Genomic DNA, 17944 nt, shown 5'->3' with positions numbered 1-17944 from the left:
CCCCACCCCGATCCACCCGGTACCGTTCCCGAAGTGACCACCCTCGCCCGCATCCGGGACTGGCTGACGGCCCACCCCCTGGCCTTCGACGCCACCCTCGCCTTCGCCGTCTTCGCCTGCATGGTCACCGCCTCCTTCGTGGAGCCGTACGGCCTGCACGGCCCCCACTTCGGCCGCGCCCCCGAGGCGATCAGCGTCGTCCTGATGGTGATCAGCGCCGCCGCCCTGGTGTTCCGCCGCCGCACCCCCCTGCTCGTCCTGATCATCACCGTCGCCGCCTCCCTCGTGGAGGTGCTCACCGGCGAACAGCGCGCCCCCGTGATGATGGCCGTCGTCATCGCCCTGTTCACGGTGGCCTCGATGACGAACCGCCCCACCACCTGGCGCTTCACCCTGCCGATCATGGCGGTCCTGACGGCGGCCGCGATGCTGACGAGCAAGCTCCCCTGGTACGCCCAGGAGAACCTCGGCGTCATCGCCTGGGCCGGCCTCGCGGCCGCCGCCGGTGACGCCCTGCGCAGCCGCCGCGCCTTCGTCGACGCGATCCAGGAGCGCGCCGAGCGCGCGGAGCGCACCCGCGAGCAGGAGGCCCTGCGCCGCGTGGCCGAGGAGCGCCTCCGTATCGCGCGCGATCTGCACGATGTCGTCGCGCACCACATCGCCCTGGTCAACGTTCAGGCCGGGGTCGCATCGCACGTCATGGACAAGCGCCCCGACCAGGCCAAGGAAGCCCTCGCCCACGTCCGCGAGGCCAGCCGCTCCGCGCTGAACGAACTGCGCGCCACCGTCGGCCTGCTCCGGCAGTCCGGCGATCCCGAGGCACCCACCGAGCCGGCCCCGGGCCTCGCCCGCCTCGACGACCTGCTCGACACCTTCCGTGCCGCCGGCCTCCCCGTGGAGCTCGTGCACAACGACAACGGCGAGCACCTTCAGGCCGCCGTGGACCTGGCCGCGTACCGGATCATCCAGGAGGCGCTCACCAACGTGCAGAAGCACGCGGGTACGGGTGCCAAGGCCGAGGTCAGCGTGCTCAGGGTGAGCCGCAACCTGGAGATCACCGTGCTCGACAACGGCGGTGGCGGTGCGCAGCCCGAGGAGGGCAAGGGGACGCGGCACCCGCACGACAACGCACGGCACCCGCACGACACACCGAGCCCCAAGTCCGAAGGCGGGCACGGTCTCATCGGGATGCGCGAGCGGGTCTCGGCCCTCGGTGGCACCTGCACCACCGGCCCCCGCTACGGAGGCGGTTTCCGCGTCCATGCGATCCTGCCCCTGAGTACCGAGGCCCAGCAGTCGTCGTCCCGCTCCCGCAAGTGCCTGTGAGCCGGACGGCTTTGGTGTCGCGCTTCGCACGATCCCGTACGGGGGAGAAATCATGACCATCCGTGTCCTGCTCGCCGACGACCAGGCCCTGCTGCGCAGCGCGTTCAAGGTGCTCGTCGACTCCGAGCCCGATATGGAGGTCGTGGGCGAGGCCTCCGACGGCGCCGAGGCCGTCGCCCTCGCACGCTCCGAACGCGCCGACGTGGTCCTCATGGACATCCGGATGCCCGGTACGGACGGTCTCGCCGCGACCCGGACGATCAGCGAGGACCCCGAACTCACCCACGTCCACGTGGTGATGCTCACCACCTTCGAGGTCGACGAGTACGTGGTGCAGTCCCTGCGGGCCGGCGCGTCCGGCTTCCTCGGCAAGGGCTCCGAGCCCGAGGAACTGCTCAACGCGATCCGGGTCGCGGCGGGCGGCGACGCACTGCTCTCGCCGGTCGCGACCAAAGGCCTGATCGCCAAGTTCCTTGCGCAGGGCGGCAGTTCCGACGGAGACGGCAGCGATGGCGCGCACGCCGAACGCCTCGCCCAGCTCACCGGCCGTGAGCGCGAGGTGCTCGTCCAGGTCGCGGGCGGTCTGTCCAACGACGAGATCGCCGAGCGGCTCAGCGTCAGCCCGCTCACCGTGAAGACCCATGTGAACCGTGCGATGGCCAAGCTCGGCGCCCGTGACCGCGCCCAACTCGTCGTCATCGCCTACGAATCCGGACTTGTCCGGCCGAAGGTCGACTGATCGGGACAGGCGAACCGGGACGAGCCGGGCGCGCTCCCTCCAAGGATGGAGCGCCCGTACTGCGCCCGCAGTAGGCGCCGTATAAGGAAACGGGTCCGCGGGGCGAGGAATCCGCTCCGGCGATGGCTGATCGTGTAGGCGGGCGGCACCTGCGCCCTGTCGGCAACCGACGGCAGGCCCGCGCGTGCTCGCCCGGGCAGCACCCGCGTGTGCCCGCCCGCCTGCCGCATACGCCAGCAAAGGAAGTCCCCATCCCATGTCCTGGCTGTCCAGATTCAGCCTTGCCCAACGGGCCCTGATCGGCCTGGTGTCGATCGTCGCGCTGGCCTTCGGCGCGATCGCCATTCCCCAGTTGAAGCAGCAGCTGCTTCCCTCCATCGAACTGCCGATGGTCTCGGTGATCGCCCCGTACCAGGGCGCCTCTCCCGACGTGGTCGAGAAGCAGGTCGTCGAGCCGCTCGAGGACTCCCTCGAAGCCGTCGACGGCATCAAGTCCGTCACGTCCACCGCCAGCGAGGGCAACGCCCTGCTTATGGCCTCCTTCGACTACGGCGACGGCTCCAAGCAGCTGGTCGCCGACGTCCAGCAGGCCGTCAACCGCGCCCGCGCCCAGCTTCCCGACGACGTCGACCCGCAGGTCGTGGCCGGTTCCACCGACGACATCCCGACCGTCGTGCTCGCCGCGTCCGCCGACGGCAAGGACCAGCAGGCGCTCGCCGACGACCTCGACCGCTCGGTCGTGCCGGTCCTCGAAGGCATCGACGGAGTGGCCCAGGTGGCCGTCGACGGCGTCCGCGACGTCGAGGTCTCCGTCACGCCCGACGACGCCAAGCTGGCCAAGGCGCGCCTGACGTCCGCCGCGCTCGTCCAGTCCCTCCAGGCGGGCGGCGCCACCCTGCCGGCCGGCTCCTTCGACGAGGACGGCAAGAACCGCACCGTTCAGGTCGGCGGCGGCTTCAGCTCCCTCGAGCAGATCGAGAACCTGATGGTCACCGGCGGCGAGGGCTCCAAGGCGAAGCCCGTACGCCTCGGTGATGTCGCCAAGGTCGAGGAGACCGAGGCCAAGGCCGACTCCCTGACCCGTACGAACGGTGAGCCGAGCCTCGCGATCGTCATCACCATGGACCAGGACGGCTCCGCGGTCGCGATCTCCAAGGCCGTCGAGGACGAACTGCCGTCCCTGCGCAAGGACTTGGGCGCCGGCGCCGAGCTGACGGTCGTCTCCGACCAGGGCCCGGCCGTCGAGAAGTCCATCTCCAGCCTCACCACCGAGGGCGCGCTCGGTCTCGCCTTCGCGGTCATCGTGATCCTGGTCTTCCTCGCGTCCCTGCGCTCCACGCTGGTCACCGCGGTCTCCATCCCGCTGTCCGTCGTCCTCGCGCTGATCGTCCTGTGGACGCGCGACCTGTCGCTCAACATGCTCACGCTGGGCGCGCTCACGATCGCCATCGGCCGCGTCGTGGACGACTCGATCGTGGTCCTGGAGAACATCAAGCGCCATCTCACCTACGGCGAGGAGCGCAAGGACGCCATCCTCAACGCCGTACGCGAGGTCTCGGGCGCCGTCACCTCCTCGACGCTCACCACCGTCGCGGTCTTCCTGCCGATCGGTCTGGTCGGCGGCATGGTGGGCGAGCTGTTCGGCTCGTTCTCGCTGACGGTCACCGCCGCGCTGCTCGCGTCCCTGATCGTCTCGCTGACGGTCGTGCCGGTCCTGTCGTTCTGGTTCCTGCGCGCCCCCAAGGGCACGTCCGAGGACCCGGAGGAGGCGCGCGCGGCCGCCGAGGCGAAGGAAGCGAAGAGCATCCTGCAGCGGATCTACGTCCCGGTGCTGCGCTTCGCGACCCGCCGCCGTCTCACCAGCGTGTTCCTGGCGATCGTGGTCCTGGTCGGCACCTTCGGCCTCGCCCCCATGCTGAAGACCAACTTCTTCGACCAGGGCGAGCAGAAGGTCCTCTCCATCAAGCAGGAGCTGGAGCCCGGCACCAGCCTGGCCGCCACGGACGAGGCCACGCAGAAGATCGAGCAGGTCCTCGACGGTGTGAAGGAGGTCAAGGACCACCAGGTGACGGTCGGCTCCTCCGGCTGGCTCGCGGCCTTCGGCGGCGGCACGGACACCAACCAGGCCTCGTACCAGATCACTTTGACCGACGACGCCGAGTACGAGGCGACCCGCGACAAGATCGACGCGGAACTCGCCAAGCTGGACGGCATCGGCGACACCCGTATCGCGGCCGGCGACGGCTTCGCGAACCAGGACCTGAGCGTGGTCGTGAAGGCCGCCGACGCCGAGGTCCTGGACAAGGCGGCCGAGCAGGTACGGTCCGAGGTCGCGAAGCTCGACGACGTCACCGACGTGCAGAGCGATCTGGCCCAGTCCGTCCCGCGCATCTCGGTCCGGGCCAACGACAAGGCCGCGGCGGCCGGGTTCAACGACGCCACCCTCGGTCAGATCGTCGCCCAGTCCGTACGCGGCACCCCGAGCGCCAAGGCGATCCTGGACGACACCGAGCGCGACGTCCTGGTGAAGTCCGCCAAGCCGGCGACGACCGTGGACGAGCTGCGGAACCTGCCGCTCGGCCGCGTCAAGCTCGGTGACATCGCCGAGGTGAAGGTCGTCGACAGCCCGGTCTCGATGACCCGTATCGACGGCTCGCGCGCGGCGACCATCACCGCCAAGCCGACCGGCGACAACACGGGCGCGGTCAGCGCATCGCTCCAGACCAAGCTGAACGAGCTGGAGAAGGAGCTCCCCGACGGCGCCACCGTCGCCATCGGCGGCGTCTCCGAGGACCAGGACGAGGCCTTCGCGGCGCTCGGCCTGGCGATGCTCGCGGCCATCGCGATCGTGTTCATGCTGCTCGTGGCGACCTTCAAGTCCCTTGCGCAGCCGCTGATCCTGCTGGTCTCCATCCCGTTCGCCGCCACCGGTGCGATCGGTCTGCTGATCGCCACGGACACCCCGATGGGCGTCCCGGCACTGATCGGCATGCTGATGCTCATCGGCATCGTGGTGACCAACGCGATCGTCCTCATCGACCTGATCAACCAGTACCGGGCCCAGGGCCTCGGCGTGGTCGAGTCGGTCATCGAGGGCGGCCGTCACCGCCTGCGCCCGATCCTGATGACGGCGCTCGCCACGATCTTCGCGCTGCTGCCGATGGCGGCGGGCGTCACGGGCGAGGGCGGCTTCATCGGCCAGCCCCTGGCCATCGTGGTGATCGGCGGTCTGCTCAGCTCGACGCTCCTGACCCTGCTGCTCGTACCGACGCTGTACGCGATGCTCGAGCTGCGCAAGGAGAAGCGGGCCGGGAAGAAGGCGGCCAAGCGCGCCGGGAAGGACAAGGCCACGAAGGACAAGGACGCCAAGCGGGACAAGGACATCCCGCAGCAGCCGACGGACACCGACGCGGCCATGGCGGACGCGCTGGACATCTGACCCGTTCCACGGCACACGAAGGGCGCCCCCGCGGATCTGCGGGGGCGCCCTTTCGCACGTGGGGGACGGAACGCGCTACGGCAGCGCGAGCATCCGCTCGAGGGCCAGCTTGGCGAAGCTCTCCGTCTCCTTGTCGACCTGAATGCGGTTGACGAGCTTGCCGTCCGCAAGGGACTCGAGTGCCCATACGAGATGGGGCAGATCGATCCGGTTCATGGTCGAGCAGAAGCACACGGTCTTGTCGAGGAAGACCACTTCCTTGTCCTCGGCCGCGAAGCGGTTGGCGAGGCGGCGCACCAGGTTGAGCTCGGTGCCGATGGCCCACTTGGAGCCGGCCGGGGCGGCTTCGAGGGTCTTGATGATGTACTCGGTCGACCCGACGTAGTCCGCCGCGGCGACGACCTCGTGCTTGCACTCGGGGTGCACGAGCACGTTGACACCCGGGATGCGCTCACGCACGTCGTGCACGCTGTCCAGGCTGAACCGGCCGTGCACGGAGCAGTGCCCGCGCCACAGGATCATCTTGGCGGCGCGCAGCTCTTCGTCCGTCAGGCCGCCGTTGGGCTTGTGCGGGTTGTAGAGCACGCAGTCCTCAAGAGACATCCCCATGTCACGTACGGCGGTGTTGCGGCCGAGGTGCTGGTCCGGCAGGAAGAGCACCTTCTCGCCCTGCTCGAAGGCCCAGTCGAGGGCCTTCTTCGCGTTGGACGAGGTGCAGATGGTGCCGCCGTGCTTGCCGGTGAAGGCCTTGATGTCGGCCGAGGAGTTCATGTAGCTCACGGGCACGACCTGCTCGGCTATGCCGGCGTCGGTCAGCACGTCCCAGCACTCGGCGACCTGCTCGGCGGTGGCCATATCGGCCATCGAGCAGCCGGCGGCGAGGTCCGGAAGGACGACCTTCTGGTCGTCGCCGGTCAGGATGTCGGCGGACTCGGCCATGAAGTGCACACCGCAGAACACGATGTACTCGGCCTCCGGCTTGGCGGCCGCGTCCCGCGCCAGCTTGAAGGAGTCACCGGTGACATCGGCGAACTGGATGACCTCGTCGCGCTGGTAGTGGTGCCCGAGCACGAACACCTTGTCGCCGAGCTTCTCCTTGGCGACGCGGGCACGCTCGACCAGGTCCGGGTCGGACGGAGAGGGCAGATCGCCGGGGCAGTCCACGCCGCGCTCGCTCTTGGGGTCGGCTTCGCGGCCGAGCAGCAGCAGGGCGAGCGGAGTCGGCTGCGGCTCAAAGCTGGGGGCAAGGTCCTGGGCCGTGGTCACGTCACGCACCCTTTCTTCTTCCGGCGGGCAGAGCCCACCGTCCGGGCCTGCTTTTCGTCGAATTGACGTTATCTATCATAACCGCTTCACGTCAGATTGACGATGCCTGATGTCGTCGATGTGACGCATTCCCCTGTACCTCGGGCCGTGTGCGCAACGCGCGCGGTGTGCGAGCATGAAGGAGCAAGGCCGCGTGCCGGAAAACGCCCCGACGCCGGGGAATGATTCGGCGCCCACCAAGGTTGGCCGAAGCGGAAGCAGTCTCCGTACTACCCGGGAGAGATGTAGATGTCCGTTCAGGACGAGAAGACCACCGTGAGCGACGGCATCATCCTGTCCGACGCCGCCGCCTCCAAGGTCAAGGCTCTGCTCGACCAGGAAGGCCGTGACGACCTGGCGCTGCGTGTCGCGGTTCAGCCCGGCGGCTGCTCCGGCCTGCGCTACCAGCTGTTCTTCGACGAGCGCTCGCTCGACGGCGATGTCACCAAGGAGTTCGAGGGCGGCGTGAAGGTCGTCACCGACCGCATGAGCGCCCCGTACCTGGGCGGCGCCTCGATCGACTTCGTCGACACCATCGAGAAGCAGGGCTTCACGATCGACAACCCCAACGCCACGGGCTCCTGCGCCTGCGGCGACTCGTTCAGCTAAGCCTGAACGTCCTGTAGCACCGCGAAGGGCGGCACCCTGTACGACAGGGTGCCGCCCTTCGCGTATGCCTCGAACGCGTTACTTCGCTTCGATCCGTGCCCCGCCCGCTCCGACGACCTCACGGTCGCCCAGCGGCTGGTCCAACTGCACGGTCTCCTTCAGCTCCTTGGCGATCATGATGCAGTACGTCCCCGGCTTCTGCGGCGTCTCCGTCACCGTCACCTCGACCCGGTCCCCGCTCTCCTTCACGGACGCCGCGTAGTCGCTGCACGCCCCGCCCCAGAAGTGCACCGTGAGCGTACGGTCCGATGCGCTGTACGACTCGATGTGCACGCTCCGAGGCTCGGCGGACCCGTCCCCGGGCTGGTCCGGAGTGGGTTCGGCCGGAGGCTCGGCGGAGCTCGGCAGGTCGGACGGAAGCGGCGCCGGGGAGCGCAGGAACTCTTTCTCGACGGCCGGATGCGTCACGGTGACGGGCTCCGCACCCGCCTGCGCCACCGAGAACAGCCACGACGGGACCAGCACCTGCCGGCCCTTCTCGTGGTACGCGGCGAGACCGAACACCGCGGACTCCACCTTCACCTGCTGCGGCTTCGGCGGCGCCGGCTTCGCACCCGGATCGCACGGCTGCTGCGGCTCACCGACGGTGAGATCGTCCTGATGCGGTACGGCGCTGGCGCAGCCCCCGATCTTCCCGGGCGCGATCCCGGCCGGCGCCGAGTTGAGCTGCTCGAGCGCTGCCTCGGCGCTGATCACGGGGTACTCGGCGCCCTTGACCGGCTTCGCCAACTGCCCGCTCGCGCCGGAGACTTCACCGTCAGGACCGATCTTGATCCCGGTCGAGGCGCCGTACGTCGGCAGCCCGCCCACCACGGGATCCGCGTTGACCACGCGCGCCGCACCCATCGTCTGCCGTGCGTCGAGCTCGGCGTCGTCCTGCCCGAGCGCCTTCAGTACGGGAGCGGCCGCGGCCTTCGCCGTCTTCTCGTCCACCGACGGCAGGTTCGCCATCCCGGAACCCACGGGCTTGTCGCAGCCGCCCTCGCGCGGGCAGGTCTCCGGGTCATTGACCAGGGGCGCATAGGTCCACGTCCCGGGCGCCTGCTTGGTCACCGTGAGCAGCGGCGCGTTCTTGCCTGTGCCGACCCGCCACTCGGCACCCTGCGAGGTCACCTCGCCCGGCACCTTCAGCGCCTCGGCCAGCTTCGCGACCTGCTTCTCGGAGACCTCGCCCGAGGCCCGGTACACGGCAACGAATTCGGGCGCCTCGGGCAGCTCGCCCCGCGCTGTGAACTGCGCACCGCCCGGCACCGGTTCACCGCCGTCGGCGTTCGGTGTGTAGCCGTCGAGCGTCAGCGGGGGAGGAGTGCCGTCGCCGGCGGGCGCACCGGAGTCTCCGCGTCCACTGCCGGAGGAGCTGCTGGTGGCGAGATAGGCGCCCCCGCCACCCGCGAGCAGCACGGCCGCCGCGACCGAGGCGACCACGAGGCGCGACTTCGGCCTGCGGGTTTCCTCATCTATGCCATCGGTGCTCACGACATGACTCCTTCACCAGGGCCGGGCATCCCGGACCGTATGCCGGCTCCCCACGACGGGGGATCGACAGTGGGACGGCCCGGGAGAGTGTTCGGTTCCCTGGTGGATACCGCCGTGGGCGCTCAGGCCGCTCAGTCTCCGTATTCGGACATCGCGTCCAGCATCCGCGCGGACGCCGGTGGCACGACGATCCCATGGATCCGCGAGGGCGGCACGGGAGAGACGACGGAGGCCTGGGGCGCGGCCCAGTGCGGCACCATCCGGGCGCAGTCCCCCTGCAGCTGCTTCAGCGTGAAGTCCTGGGCGGCGGGGGAGAGCGGCGCGGGCGCCATGTGCTTCGACATAACCGCACCGTACGCACGTCGTGCCCGCCAGAAAAACCCCTACTTTCCGGTAATTTCGCCAGGTCGTCGCAGGCGGTGACCTCTGTGTGCGATCGGTTCAGAGATACGGGGACTTCCCGGTAGCGTGAGGTGTCAACCCCAGCCCACGCGCAGGAGACTCAACGTCGTGCGTATCGCAGTCACCGGCTCCATCGCCACCGACCACCTGATGACCTTCCCCGGCCGCTTCGCCGACCAGCTGGTCGCCGATCAGCTGCACACGGTCTCTCTCTCCTTCCTCGTCGACAACCTCGACGTCCGCCGGGGAGGCGTCGGAGCGAACATCTGCTTCGGCATGGGACAGCTCGGCACCGCCCCGATCCTCGTCGGCGCCGCCGGCTCCGACTTCGACGAGTACCGCGCATGGCTCGACCGGCACGGTGTCGACACCGCCTCGGTCCGTATCTCCGAGACGCTGCACACGGCCCGCTTCGTGTGCACCACGGACAAGGACCACAACCAGATCGGCTCCTTCTATACGGGCGCGATGAGCGAGGCCCGGCTGATCGAGCTGAAGACCGTCGCCGACCGCGTGGGCGGCCTCGACCTGGTCCTGATCGGCGCGGACGACCCGGAGGCGATGCTCCGCCACACCGAGGAGTGCCGCTCGCGCGAGATCCCCTTCGCCGCCGACTTCTCGCAGCAGATCGCGCGGATGAACGGCGACGAGATCCGCACCCTGCTCGACGGCGCCACGTACCTCTTCTCCAATGAGTACGAGAAGGGCCTCATCGAGTCCAAGACCGGCTGGAGCGACGAGGAGATCCTCGGCCGCGTCGGCCACCGCGTCACCACCCTCGGCTCGCGCGGTGTGCGCATCGAGCGCGTCGGCGACGAGGCCATCGAGGTCGGCTGCCCGGAGGAGGACGCCAAGGTCGACCCGACCGGCGTCGGCGACGCGTTCCGCGCCGGCTTCCTGTCCGGTCTGTCCTGGGGTGTCTCCCTCGAGCGCGCCGCCCAGATCGGCTGCATGCTCGCGACCCTGGTGATCGAGACGCTCGGCACCCAGGAGTACACCCTGCGCCGCGCCCACTTCATGGACCGCTTCACCAAGGCGTACGGCTTCGACGCGGCCGCGGAGGTCAAGGAGCACCTGGCCTGAGGCCTAGATGAGCCGGCGGACCACATAGGCCCACCCCTGGTCCGCCGGCTTCTCGCCCACGTACTCGTGTCCGCGCAGATGGCACCACGCGCGGATGTCGAGCTCGGCCACCTCGTCGTCCGAGATGACGGTGACGGTCCCGCCAGCCACCACCCGCCCGATGGCCTTCGCCAGCTCGATCACCGGGAGAGGGCAGCGCTTGCCGAGCGTGTCGAGGATCAGCTCCTCGAGGCCCGACGGGGACGCGTCCCCGACCGGAGCGCCCAGCTTCTCCCGTACGGAAGCGACGGCGTCCGGCAGGACGGTAAGGAAGCGTTCGACGTCGTCCCTCGAAGTCCCGGGCGGCAGCGACACCCGCACATTGCCCTCGCTCAGCACCCCCATCGCCTTGAGCACATGGCTCGGCGTCAGCGTGGAGCTCGTACAGGAAGAGCCGGACGACACGGAGAACTCCGCCCGGTCCAGCTCGTGCAGCAGCGACTCGCCGTCGACATAGAGACAAGAGAACGTGACGATATGCGGCAGCCGCCGCTCAGGATCGCCGACGACCTCCACATCCGCCACGATCTCCGGCACCCGGGCCCGGATCAGCGCCGTCAACTCCCGTAGCCGGGCGGCCTCTTGAGCCGCCTCGGCCCGCACCGCCCGCAGCGAGGCCGCCGCCGCGACGATCGCCGGCAGATTCTCGAACCCGGGCGCACGCCCCGACTCCCGCTCGTCCACGGGGCCTTGCACGGAGAAGCGCACTCCCTTGCGTACGGCCAAAAGGCCCACACCGGCCGGACCGCCCCATTTGTGCGCACTGCCCGTCAACACCGACCAGCCGCCCTCCACCGGCCCCCACGCGAGCGACTGCGCCGCGTCCACGAGCAGCGGCACCCCGGTCGCCCGGCAGACCTCGGCGATCTCGGCCACCGGCTGCACCGTGCCCACCTCGTGGTTGGCGGACTGCAGACACGCAAGGGCGGTGTCCTCGCGCAGTGCCCGTACGAACAAAGAAGCGTCGACCCGGCCACCCCGGTCCACCGGGATCTCCGTCACCTCGCCGCCCTGTCCCTCATGGACCGCCGCCGAATGGAGCACCGCGGAATGCTCCACGGCGGACACGATCAAGTGACGCCCGGCGCGCCGCCGTCCGGCCAGGGCGCCCGCGATCCCGGTGTGCAGCGCCTGCGTCCCCGAGGCGGTGAACACCAGCTCGTCCGGGCGGCAGCCCACCGCTTCGGCCGCCGCCTCACGCGAGGCGTCGAGCAGCAGCCGGGCCCTGCGGCCCTCGCGGTAGAGCCGGGCGGGGTCGGCCCAGCCCTCGTCCAGGGCGGCGAGCAGGGCCTGCCGGGCGACAGGGTGCAGGGGAGCGGAGGTCGCGGCATCGAAGTACGGCACGTCCTCACGCTACCTGCGCCGCTCATTCGTACGAGGGGTTGCAGGTGCACCGGCCGCCTGTCCGGCCAGGGCCGCACCGACTTACTGTCGGTATCAGTCGAGGGACCGTCAGTTGCCTGTTCAAGGGCGGTTTTCCACCCCTTCGGGTCGCACCTCGGCGCGTTGGGCACCCTCCCCGCGCGACCCCAAATAGCGTCCAGTAGGGTTTGGTCCGCATAAACATCCAAACCCCTGCCCGTACACGGGCCGGTGCCCGACCAAGCATCATGGACGAGCCCGGTCGAGCGGGCGAGACTCTCGGGAAGGCGCTACGTGAGTCCCAACGGCTCCGACCGCTCGTCGCGGCGCCCGATGCGGCGGAAGCTGCCGCAGGTGCTGACTGCGGGCCTCATTCTTGCGACCGCTACAGGTTGTACGTACGAGGATTTCCCCCGCCTTGGAATGCCCACCCCCGTCACGGAGGAGGCTCCTCGGATCCTCTCCCTGTGGCAGGGCTCATGGGCCGCAGCGCTCGCCACGGGCGTGCTCGTCTGGGGCCTGATCCTGTGGAGTGTCATCTTCCACAGGCGCAGCCGCACCAAGGTCGAGGTTCCTCCGCAGACCCGGTACAACATGCCCATCGAGGCGCTGTACACGGTGGTTCCGCTCATCATCGTCTCGGTGCTCTTCTACTTCACGGCACGCGACGAGACGAAGCTCCTCGCCCAGTCCGAGAAGCCCGCCCACACGGTCAACGTGGTCGGCTTCCAGTGGAGCTGGGGCTTCAACTACGTCGAGAACGTGCCCGGTTCCAAGGGTGACGCCAAGACGGACGAGAACCTCGCGGACATCCCGGACAAGTACCGGGACGCGTTCCCGGCCGACGCCGGCGGTGTCTACGACATCGGCACTCCGGGCACCCGGAACCCGCAGAACAACAACCCGGGTCCGACCCTGTGGCTGCCGAAGGGCGAGAAGGTCCGCTTCGTGCTGACCTCGCGCGACGTCATCCACTCCTTCTGGGTCGTGCCGTTCCTGATGAAGCAGGACGTCATCCCGGGCCACACCAATGTCTTCGAGGTGACCCCCAACAAGGAGGGCACCTTCATGGGCAAGTGCGCCGAGCTCTGCGGCGTGGACCATTCCCGAATGCTGTTCAACGTGAAGGTCGTTTCTCCCGAGAAGTACCAGGAGCACCTGGAAGAGCTCGCGAAGAAGGGCCAGACCGGGTATGTCCCGGCCGGCATTGAGCAGACGGACAATGCCAGGAACTCGGAGAAGACCCAACTGTGAGCATCCTCAACGAGCAACCAAAGGGTGCCGCCGAAGCCGAGGACTCGTATGAGAACGAGATCCCGGTCCGGCGCAGGCAGCCCGGCAACGTCGTGGTGAAGTGGCTGACCACCACCGACCACAAGACGATCGGCACGCTGTACCTGGTCACGTCGTTCGCGTTCTTCTGCATCGGCGGTCTGATGGCGCTCTTCATGCGCGCCGAACTGGCCCGTCCCGGCACGCAGCTGATGTCGAACGAGCAGTTCAACCAGGCGTTCACGATGCACGGCACGATCATGCTGCTGATGTTCGCGACGCCGCTGTTCGCGGGCTTCGCGAACTGGATCATGCCGCTGCAGATCGGTGCTCCCGATGTGGCGTTCCCGCGGCTGAACATGTTCGCCTACTGGCTCTACCTGTTCGGCTCGCTGATCGCCGTCGGCGGTTTCCTCACCCCGCAGGGTGCGGCCGACTTCGGCTGGTTCGCCTACTCCCCGCTGTCGGACGCCGTCCGCTCGCCGGGCATCGGCGCCGACATGTGGATCATGGGTCTGGCCTTCTCCGGCTTCGGCACGATCCTCGGTTCGGTCAACTTCATCACGACCATCATCTGCATGCGTGCCCCCGGCATGACGATGTTCCGTATGCCGATCTTCACCTGGAACGTGCTGCTGACCGGTGTGCTGGTCCTGCTCGCCTTCCCGGTGCTCGCGGCCGCGCTGTTCGCCCTGGAGGCGGACCGTAAATTCGGAGCCCATATCTTCGATGCCGCAAATGGCGGCGCGTTGCTATGGCAACACCTCTTCTGGTTCTTCGGGCATCCAGAGGTGTACATCATCGCCTTGCCGTTCTTCGGCATCATTTCCGAGATCATCCCGGTCTTCTCGCGCAAGCCGATGTTCGGTTACATCGGTCTGATCGGCGCGACGATCGCGATCGCGGGTCTGTCCGTGACGGTGTGGGCGCACCACATGTACGTCACCGGCGGAGTGCTCCTGCCGTTCTTCTCCTTCATGACGTTCTTGATCGCCGTGCCAACAGGCGTGAAGTTCTTCAACTGGATCGGAACGATGTGGAAGGGGTCCTTGAGTTTCGAGACACCGATGCTCTGGACCATCGGCTTCCTGATCACCTTCACCTTCGGTGGTCTGACCGGTGTCATCCTGGCCTCGCCGCCGATGGACTTCCACGTCTCTGACTCGTACTTCGTGGTGGCGCACTTCCACTACGTGGTGTTCGGCACCGTCGTCTTCGCGATGTTCGCCGGCTTCCACTTCTGGTGGCCGAAGTTCACCGGCAAGATGCTGGACGAGCGCCTCGGCAAGATCACCTTCTGGACGCTGTTCGTGGGCTTCCACGGCACGTTCCTGGTGCAGCACTGGCTGGGCGCCGAGGGCATGCCGCGTCGTTACGCGGACTACCTCGCGGCCGACGGCTTCACGGCCCTGAACACGATTTCGACGATCGCGTCCTTCCTGCTCGGTATGTCGATCCTGCCGTTCATGTACAACGTCTGGAAGACCGCCAAGTACGGCAAGAAGGTCGAGGTCGACGACCCGTGGGGCTACGGCCGCTCGCTCGAGTGGGCCACGTCCTGCCCGCCGCCGCGGCACAACTTCCTCACGCTGCCGCGTATCCGCTCCGAATCCCCGGCGTTCGATCTGCACCACCCGGAGATCGTCGCCATGGAGCAGGAACAGCTGGCCGCCTCCGGCCACGGTGACAAGGCCCTCGCGGGCGGCAAGGAGGCAGGCAAGTGAAGGTCCAAGGAAAGATGTTCATCTGGCTGAGCGTCTTCGTGCTCGCCATGGCGATCGTCTACGGCGTGTGGTCGAAGGAGCCGGCCGGTACCACGGCACTGTTCCTGGCCTTCGGCCTGTGCATCATGGTCGGCTACTACCTGGCCTTCACGGCCCGGCGCGTGGACCAGATGGCGCAGGACAACAAGGAGGCCGATGTCGCGGACGAGGCCGGCGAGGTGGGGTTCTTCTCCCCGCACAGCTGGCAGCCGCTCGCGCTCGGAATCGGTGGCGCGCTCGCCTTCATGGGCGTCGTCTTCGGCTGGTGGCTGCTCTACTTCTCGGCCCCGATCATCCTGGTCGGCCTGTGGGGCTGGGTCTTCGAGTACTACCGCGGTGAGAACCAGAACCAGTGAGCCGCTAGCACGCTGAGCTCTGCGAGGGGCCCGGACACTCCGTCAGGAGTCGTCCGGGCCCCTCTTTTGCAGCAGTTTGAGCTTCTCGTACGGAGCACTCCGCGCGCCGTCGGTGACAAACCTTCATAGCGTGTGCTGCATGAGCCACTCACCGCGAATGCGCACGGTATTGAGCTGCACCCTTCTTGTGGCCGCGCTTGCCGCGGGCGCCACGGGCTGCGGCTCCGACGGCCACCCGCTCTCGGCGAAGCCCTATGACGCGGCCGGCCAGATCGCCTTCAACGGGCCCGCGGGTACCCAGAAGGCGGACCCGGACAAGCCCCTGGAAGTCACCGCACAGGGCAAGGGCGGACGGATCACCGACGTCACCGCCACGGATGCGCTGGGCCGTTACGTGGCCGGTGAGCTCTCCGCCGACGGCAGTCGCTGGCACACCACGACGCCGCTCGCCGCGGGCGCGGCCTACACGGTCAAGGTGAGCACCGAGGACGAAGAGGGCTCGCCCGGCCGCAAGGTCCTCACCTTCGAGACCCGCGAGGCGGCCAAGAAGGGGCGCGTGGACGTCGAGTTCGGCCCCGAGGAGGGCCAGTACGGCGTCGGTATGCCCGTCACCGCCACGCTGAGCAGGCCCGTCAAGGACGAGAAGGCGCGGGCGATCGTCGAGCGCTCCCTGGAGGTCCGCTCGGAGCCGGCCACGGAGGGCACCTGGCACTGGTTCGAGGACGACAAGCTGCACTACCGCCCCAAGGACTACTGGCCCGCCAACGCCAAGATCTCCGTCTCCTCGCACCTGGAGGGCGTGAAGATCGCCGACAAGCTGTGGGGCGGCGAGGGCAAGCCCCTGAAGCTCACCACGGGCAGCAAGATCGAGGCCGTGGTGGACGCCGGCGCCCACTACATGACCGTCTACCGCAACGGCGAGGAGATCAACTCCATGCCGGTGACCACCGGCAAGCCCGGCTGGGAGACGCGCAACGGCACCAAGGTCGTGCTCGGCAAGGAGTACGTGGTCCGGATGACCAGCCGGGCCATCGGCGCCGCCGAGTTCTACGACAAGCAGGTCTACTACGCGACCCGTCTCACCGACACGGGCGAGTACGTGCACGCGGCGCCCTGGTCGGCCGGCTCGCACGGCTACGCCAACGTCAGCCACGGATGTGTGGGAATGAGCACAGGCAACGCCGCCTGGTTCTACGGGATCGTGCAGCCCGGCGACATCGTGCGCACCATCAACAGCTACGGCGAGTACCTGCCGGCGTACGGCAACGGCCTCGGCGACTGGAACATGGAGTGGAAGGACTGGCGCAAGGGCAGCGTGGTCAACGCCGATCTGCGCGAGGGCCAGACCCACCACGACGAGGCCCGCCTTCGCCCCTCCGTGTGACGGCGGTCCGCGTGCGGTGTGACCCGAACGCGTGACATGGCTCGAGCCCGTACGGACCACCGTACGGGCTCAAGTGCGTTCAGCGGTAAGGAAGATCAGGCCCCGATGGCCAGGCGCGTGCGCAGCAGGGCGGCCAGTGAGGCGGCGAACTCGACGGGCTCGACCGGCAGCGTCACCGCGGCCTCCGCGCGGCTCCAGGTGGCCAGCCAGGCGTCCTGCGGACGGCCCATCAGAAGCAGTACGGGCGGCGACTGGAAGACCTCGTCCTTGATCTGCCGGCACATCCCCATGCCGCCCATCGGCACGGCCTCTCCGTCGAACACACAGACATCGATACCGCCCCGGTCGAGCTCCTTGAGGACGGCGGCAGGGGTGGCGCACTCGATGAACTCGACCTGGGGAACATCCGCGGCCGGCCTGCGACCGGTCGCCAGCCTCACCTGCTCGCGGGTGTTGGCGTCGTCGCTGTAGACCAGGACCGTGGCGGTCGACTGCATGGTTCCTCCGTGGGAAAGGCCGTACACCGTTGCGCGGATGCTACTCCGTCAAACACCCCGTCAACACCGGTACGCAGGGCCCTTCGATGGGCCATCCGGGCTGGACATCGGGCGCGAACACTCCGAACGGCACCCCCCGGAGTGAGTGCCAGATAAGCGACCGACATAATGTCGGTCGTGGCGACAGCAACGACAGTAGAAACCGGGCACGCGCACCCGTCGGTCAATCGGCCGAACCTCACCAGCGTCGGAACCATCATCTGGTTGAGCTCCGAGCTGATGTTCTTCGCGGCCCTCTTCGCGATGTACTTCACCCTGCGTTCGGTGACGGGTGCCGAGCACTGGAAGGAAATGGCCTCGAGCCTGAACTTCCCCTTCTCGGCGACGAACACCACGATCCTGGTGCTCTCTTCGCTCACCTGCCAGCTCGGCGTCTTCGCCGCCGAGCGCGGGGACGTGAAGAAGCTCCGGATGTGGTTCATCGTGACCTTCATCATGGGCGCGGTCTTCATCGGCGGTCAGGTCTTCGAGTACACCGAGCTGGTCAAGCACGAGGGTCTCTCGCTCTCGTCCGACCCGTACGGCTCGGTGTTCTACCTGACCACCGGCTTCCACGGCCTGCACGTGACGGGTGGGCTCATCGCCTTCCTGCTCGTACTGGGCCGTACCTACGCGGCTCGCAGATTCACTCACGAGCAGGCGACCGCAGCCATCGTCGTGTCCTACTACTGGCACTTCGTCGATGTGGTGTGGATCGGTCTCTTCGCCACGATCTACATGATCAAGTAGCGGGGCCGAGAACCCGTAAGCCGGGCCGAGACCCGAACCTTTC

The 17944-nt window shown here is 68.2% G+C and carries 15 protein-coding genes; 10 read left to right on the top strand and 5 right to left on the bottom strand.

Going from position 1 to position 17944, the window contains the following annotated elements; all coding sequences use genetic code 11:
- Positions 1-33 precede the first annotated feature (33 nt).
- The 3 genes from G6045_RS13245 (at position 34) to G6045_RS13235 (ending at position 5504) form a co-directional block, all read left to right on the top strand.
- Positions 34-1326 carry a sensor histidine kinase gene (locus G6045_RS13245; RefSeq protein WP_165332115.1) on the top strand — a complete coding sequence of 431 codons (1293 nt, stop codon included), beginning with the start codon at positions 34-36 and terminating at the stop codon, positions 1324-1326.
- A gap of 52 nt (positions 1327-1378) precedes the next feature.
- Positions 1379-2065: a response regulator transcription factor gene (locus tag G6045_RS13240; RefSeq protein ID WP_165332114.1), complete on the top strand. Its 687-nt coding sequence runs from the start codon at positions 1379-1381 to the stop codon at positions 2063-2065.
- 256 nt (positions 2066-2321) lie between these two features.
- Positions 2322-5504 (top strand): efflux RND transporter permease subunit, encoded by a 3183-nt coding sequence (locus tag G6045_RS13235; RefSeq protein WP_165332113.1) that lies wholly within the window; start codon positions 2322-2324, stop codon positions 5502-5504.
- A gap of 75 nt (positions 5505-5579) precedes the next feature.
- Here the strand turns inward: G6045_RS13235 and nadA are convergent, their stop codons facing one another.
- A complete protein-coding gene (nadA, locus tag G6045_RS13230; RefSeq protein ID WP_328707757.1) occupies positions 5580-6779 on the bottom strand; it encodes a quinolinate synthase NadA in 1200 nt (399 codons plus the stop codon).
- Between the two features lie 279 nt (positions 6780-7058).
- Between nadA and G6045_RS13225 the strand changes: the two genes are divergently transcribed.
- Positions 7059-7418, top strand: a complete 360-nt coding sequence (locus tag G6045_RS13225; RefSeq protein ID WP_165332111.1) for a HesB/IscA family protein — start codon at positions 7059-7061, stop codon at positions 7416-7418.
- 78 nt (positions 7419-7496) lie between these two features.
- Here G6045_RS13225 and G6045_RS13220 read toward each other — a convergent pair whose 3' ends face one another.
- The gene (locus G6045_RS13220) at positions 7497-8954 is read right to left on the bottom strand and encodes a hypothetical protein (RefSeq protein WP_165332110.1); all 1458 of its coding nucleotides are present in this window, start codon (positions 8952-8954) and stop codon (positions 7497-7499) included.
- Positions 8955-9085: 131 nt separating this feature from the next.
- Entirely contained in the window at positions 9086-9298 is a 213-nt protein-coding gene (locus G6045_RS13215; RefSeq protein WP_408056329.1) for a hypothetical protein, read from the bottom strand.
- 166 nt (positions 9299-9464) lie between these two features.
- Here G6045_RS13215 and G6045_RS13210 point away from each other — a divergent pair, with 166 nt between their 5' ends.
- Positions 9465-10439 (top strand): carbohydrate kinase family protein, encoded by a 975-nt coding sequence (locus G6045_RS13210; protein ID WP_165332109.1) that lies wholly within the window; start codon positions 9465-9467, stop codon positions 10437-10439.
- 3 nt (positions 10440-10442) lie between these two features.
- Here the strand turns inward: G6045_RS13210 and G6045_RS13205 are convergent, their stop codons facing one another.
- Positions 10443-11822: a cysteine desulfurase/sulfurtransferase TusA family protein gene (locus G6045_RS13205; protein WP_165332108.1), complete on the bottom strand. Its 1380-nt coding sequence runs from the start codon at positions 11820-11822 to the stop codon at positions 10443-10445.
- A gap of 312 nt (positions 11823-12134) precedes the next feature.
- On the opposite strand from G6045_RS13205, the gene ctaC reads away from it, so the two are divergent.
- The 4 genes from ctaC to G6045_RS13185 all read left to right on the top strand — a co-directional run bounded on the left by ctaC (position 12135) and on the right by G6045_RS13185 (position 16615).
- Complete coding sequence (gene ctaC, locus G6045_RS13200; protein WP_165332107.1) at positions 12135-13094, top strand: aa3-type cytochrome oxidase subunit II; 960 nt, start codon at positions 12135-12137, stop codon at positions 13092-13094.
- Complete coding sequence (gene ctaD, locus G6045_RS13195; protein ID WP_165332106.1) at positions 13091-14836, top strand: aa3-type cytochrome oxidase subunit I; 1746 nt, start codon at positions 13091-13093, stop codon at positions 14834-14836. The genes ctaC and ctaD overlap by 4 nt, the downstream gene beginning before the upstream one ends.
- Positions 14833-15231, top strand: a complete 399-nt coding sequence (locus G6045_RS13190; protein ID WP_165332105.1) for a cytochrome c oxidase subunit 4 — start codon at positions 14833-14835, stop codon at positions 15229-15231. The genes ctaD and G6045_RS13190 overlap by 4 nt, the downstream gene beginning before the upstream one ends.
- 139 nt (positions 15232-15370) lie before the next feature.
- Entirely contained in the window at positions 15371-16615 is a 1245-nt protein-coding gene (locus G6045_RS13185; RefSeq protein WP_165332104.1) for a L,D-transpeptidase, read from the top strand.
- Positions 16616-16710: 95 nt separating this feature from the next.
- Here G6045_RS13185 and G6045_RS13180 read toward each other — a convergent pair whose 3' ends face one another.
- Entirely contained in the window at positions 16711-17112 is a 402-nt protein-coding gene (locus G6045_RS13180; RefSeq protein ID WP_165332103.1) for a response regulator, read from the bottom strand.
- A 168-nt stretch (positions 17113-17280) separates the two neighbouring features.
- On the opposite strand from G6045_RS13180, the gene ctaE reads away from it, so the two are divergent.
- Positions 17281-17901 (top strand): aa3-type cytochrome oxidase subunit III, encoded by a 621-nt coding sequence (gene ctaE, locus G6045_RS13175; RefSeq protein WP_165332102.1) that lies wholly within the window; start codon positions 17281-17283, stop codon positions 17899-17901.
- Positions 17902-17944: the final 43 nt, after the last annotated feature.

The organism is Streptomyces mesophilus (assembly GCF_011044995.1).
GTDB lineage: Bacteria > Actinomycetota > Actinomycetes > Streptomycetales > Streptomycetaceae > Streptomyces > Streptomyces mesophilus.
This window is presented reverse-complemented; position numbering and strand designations above follow the sequence as displayed.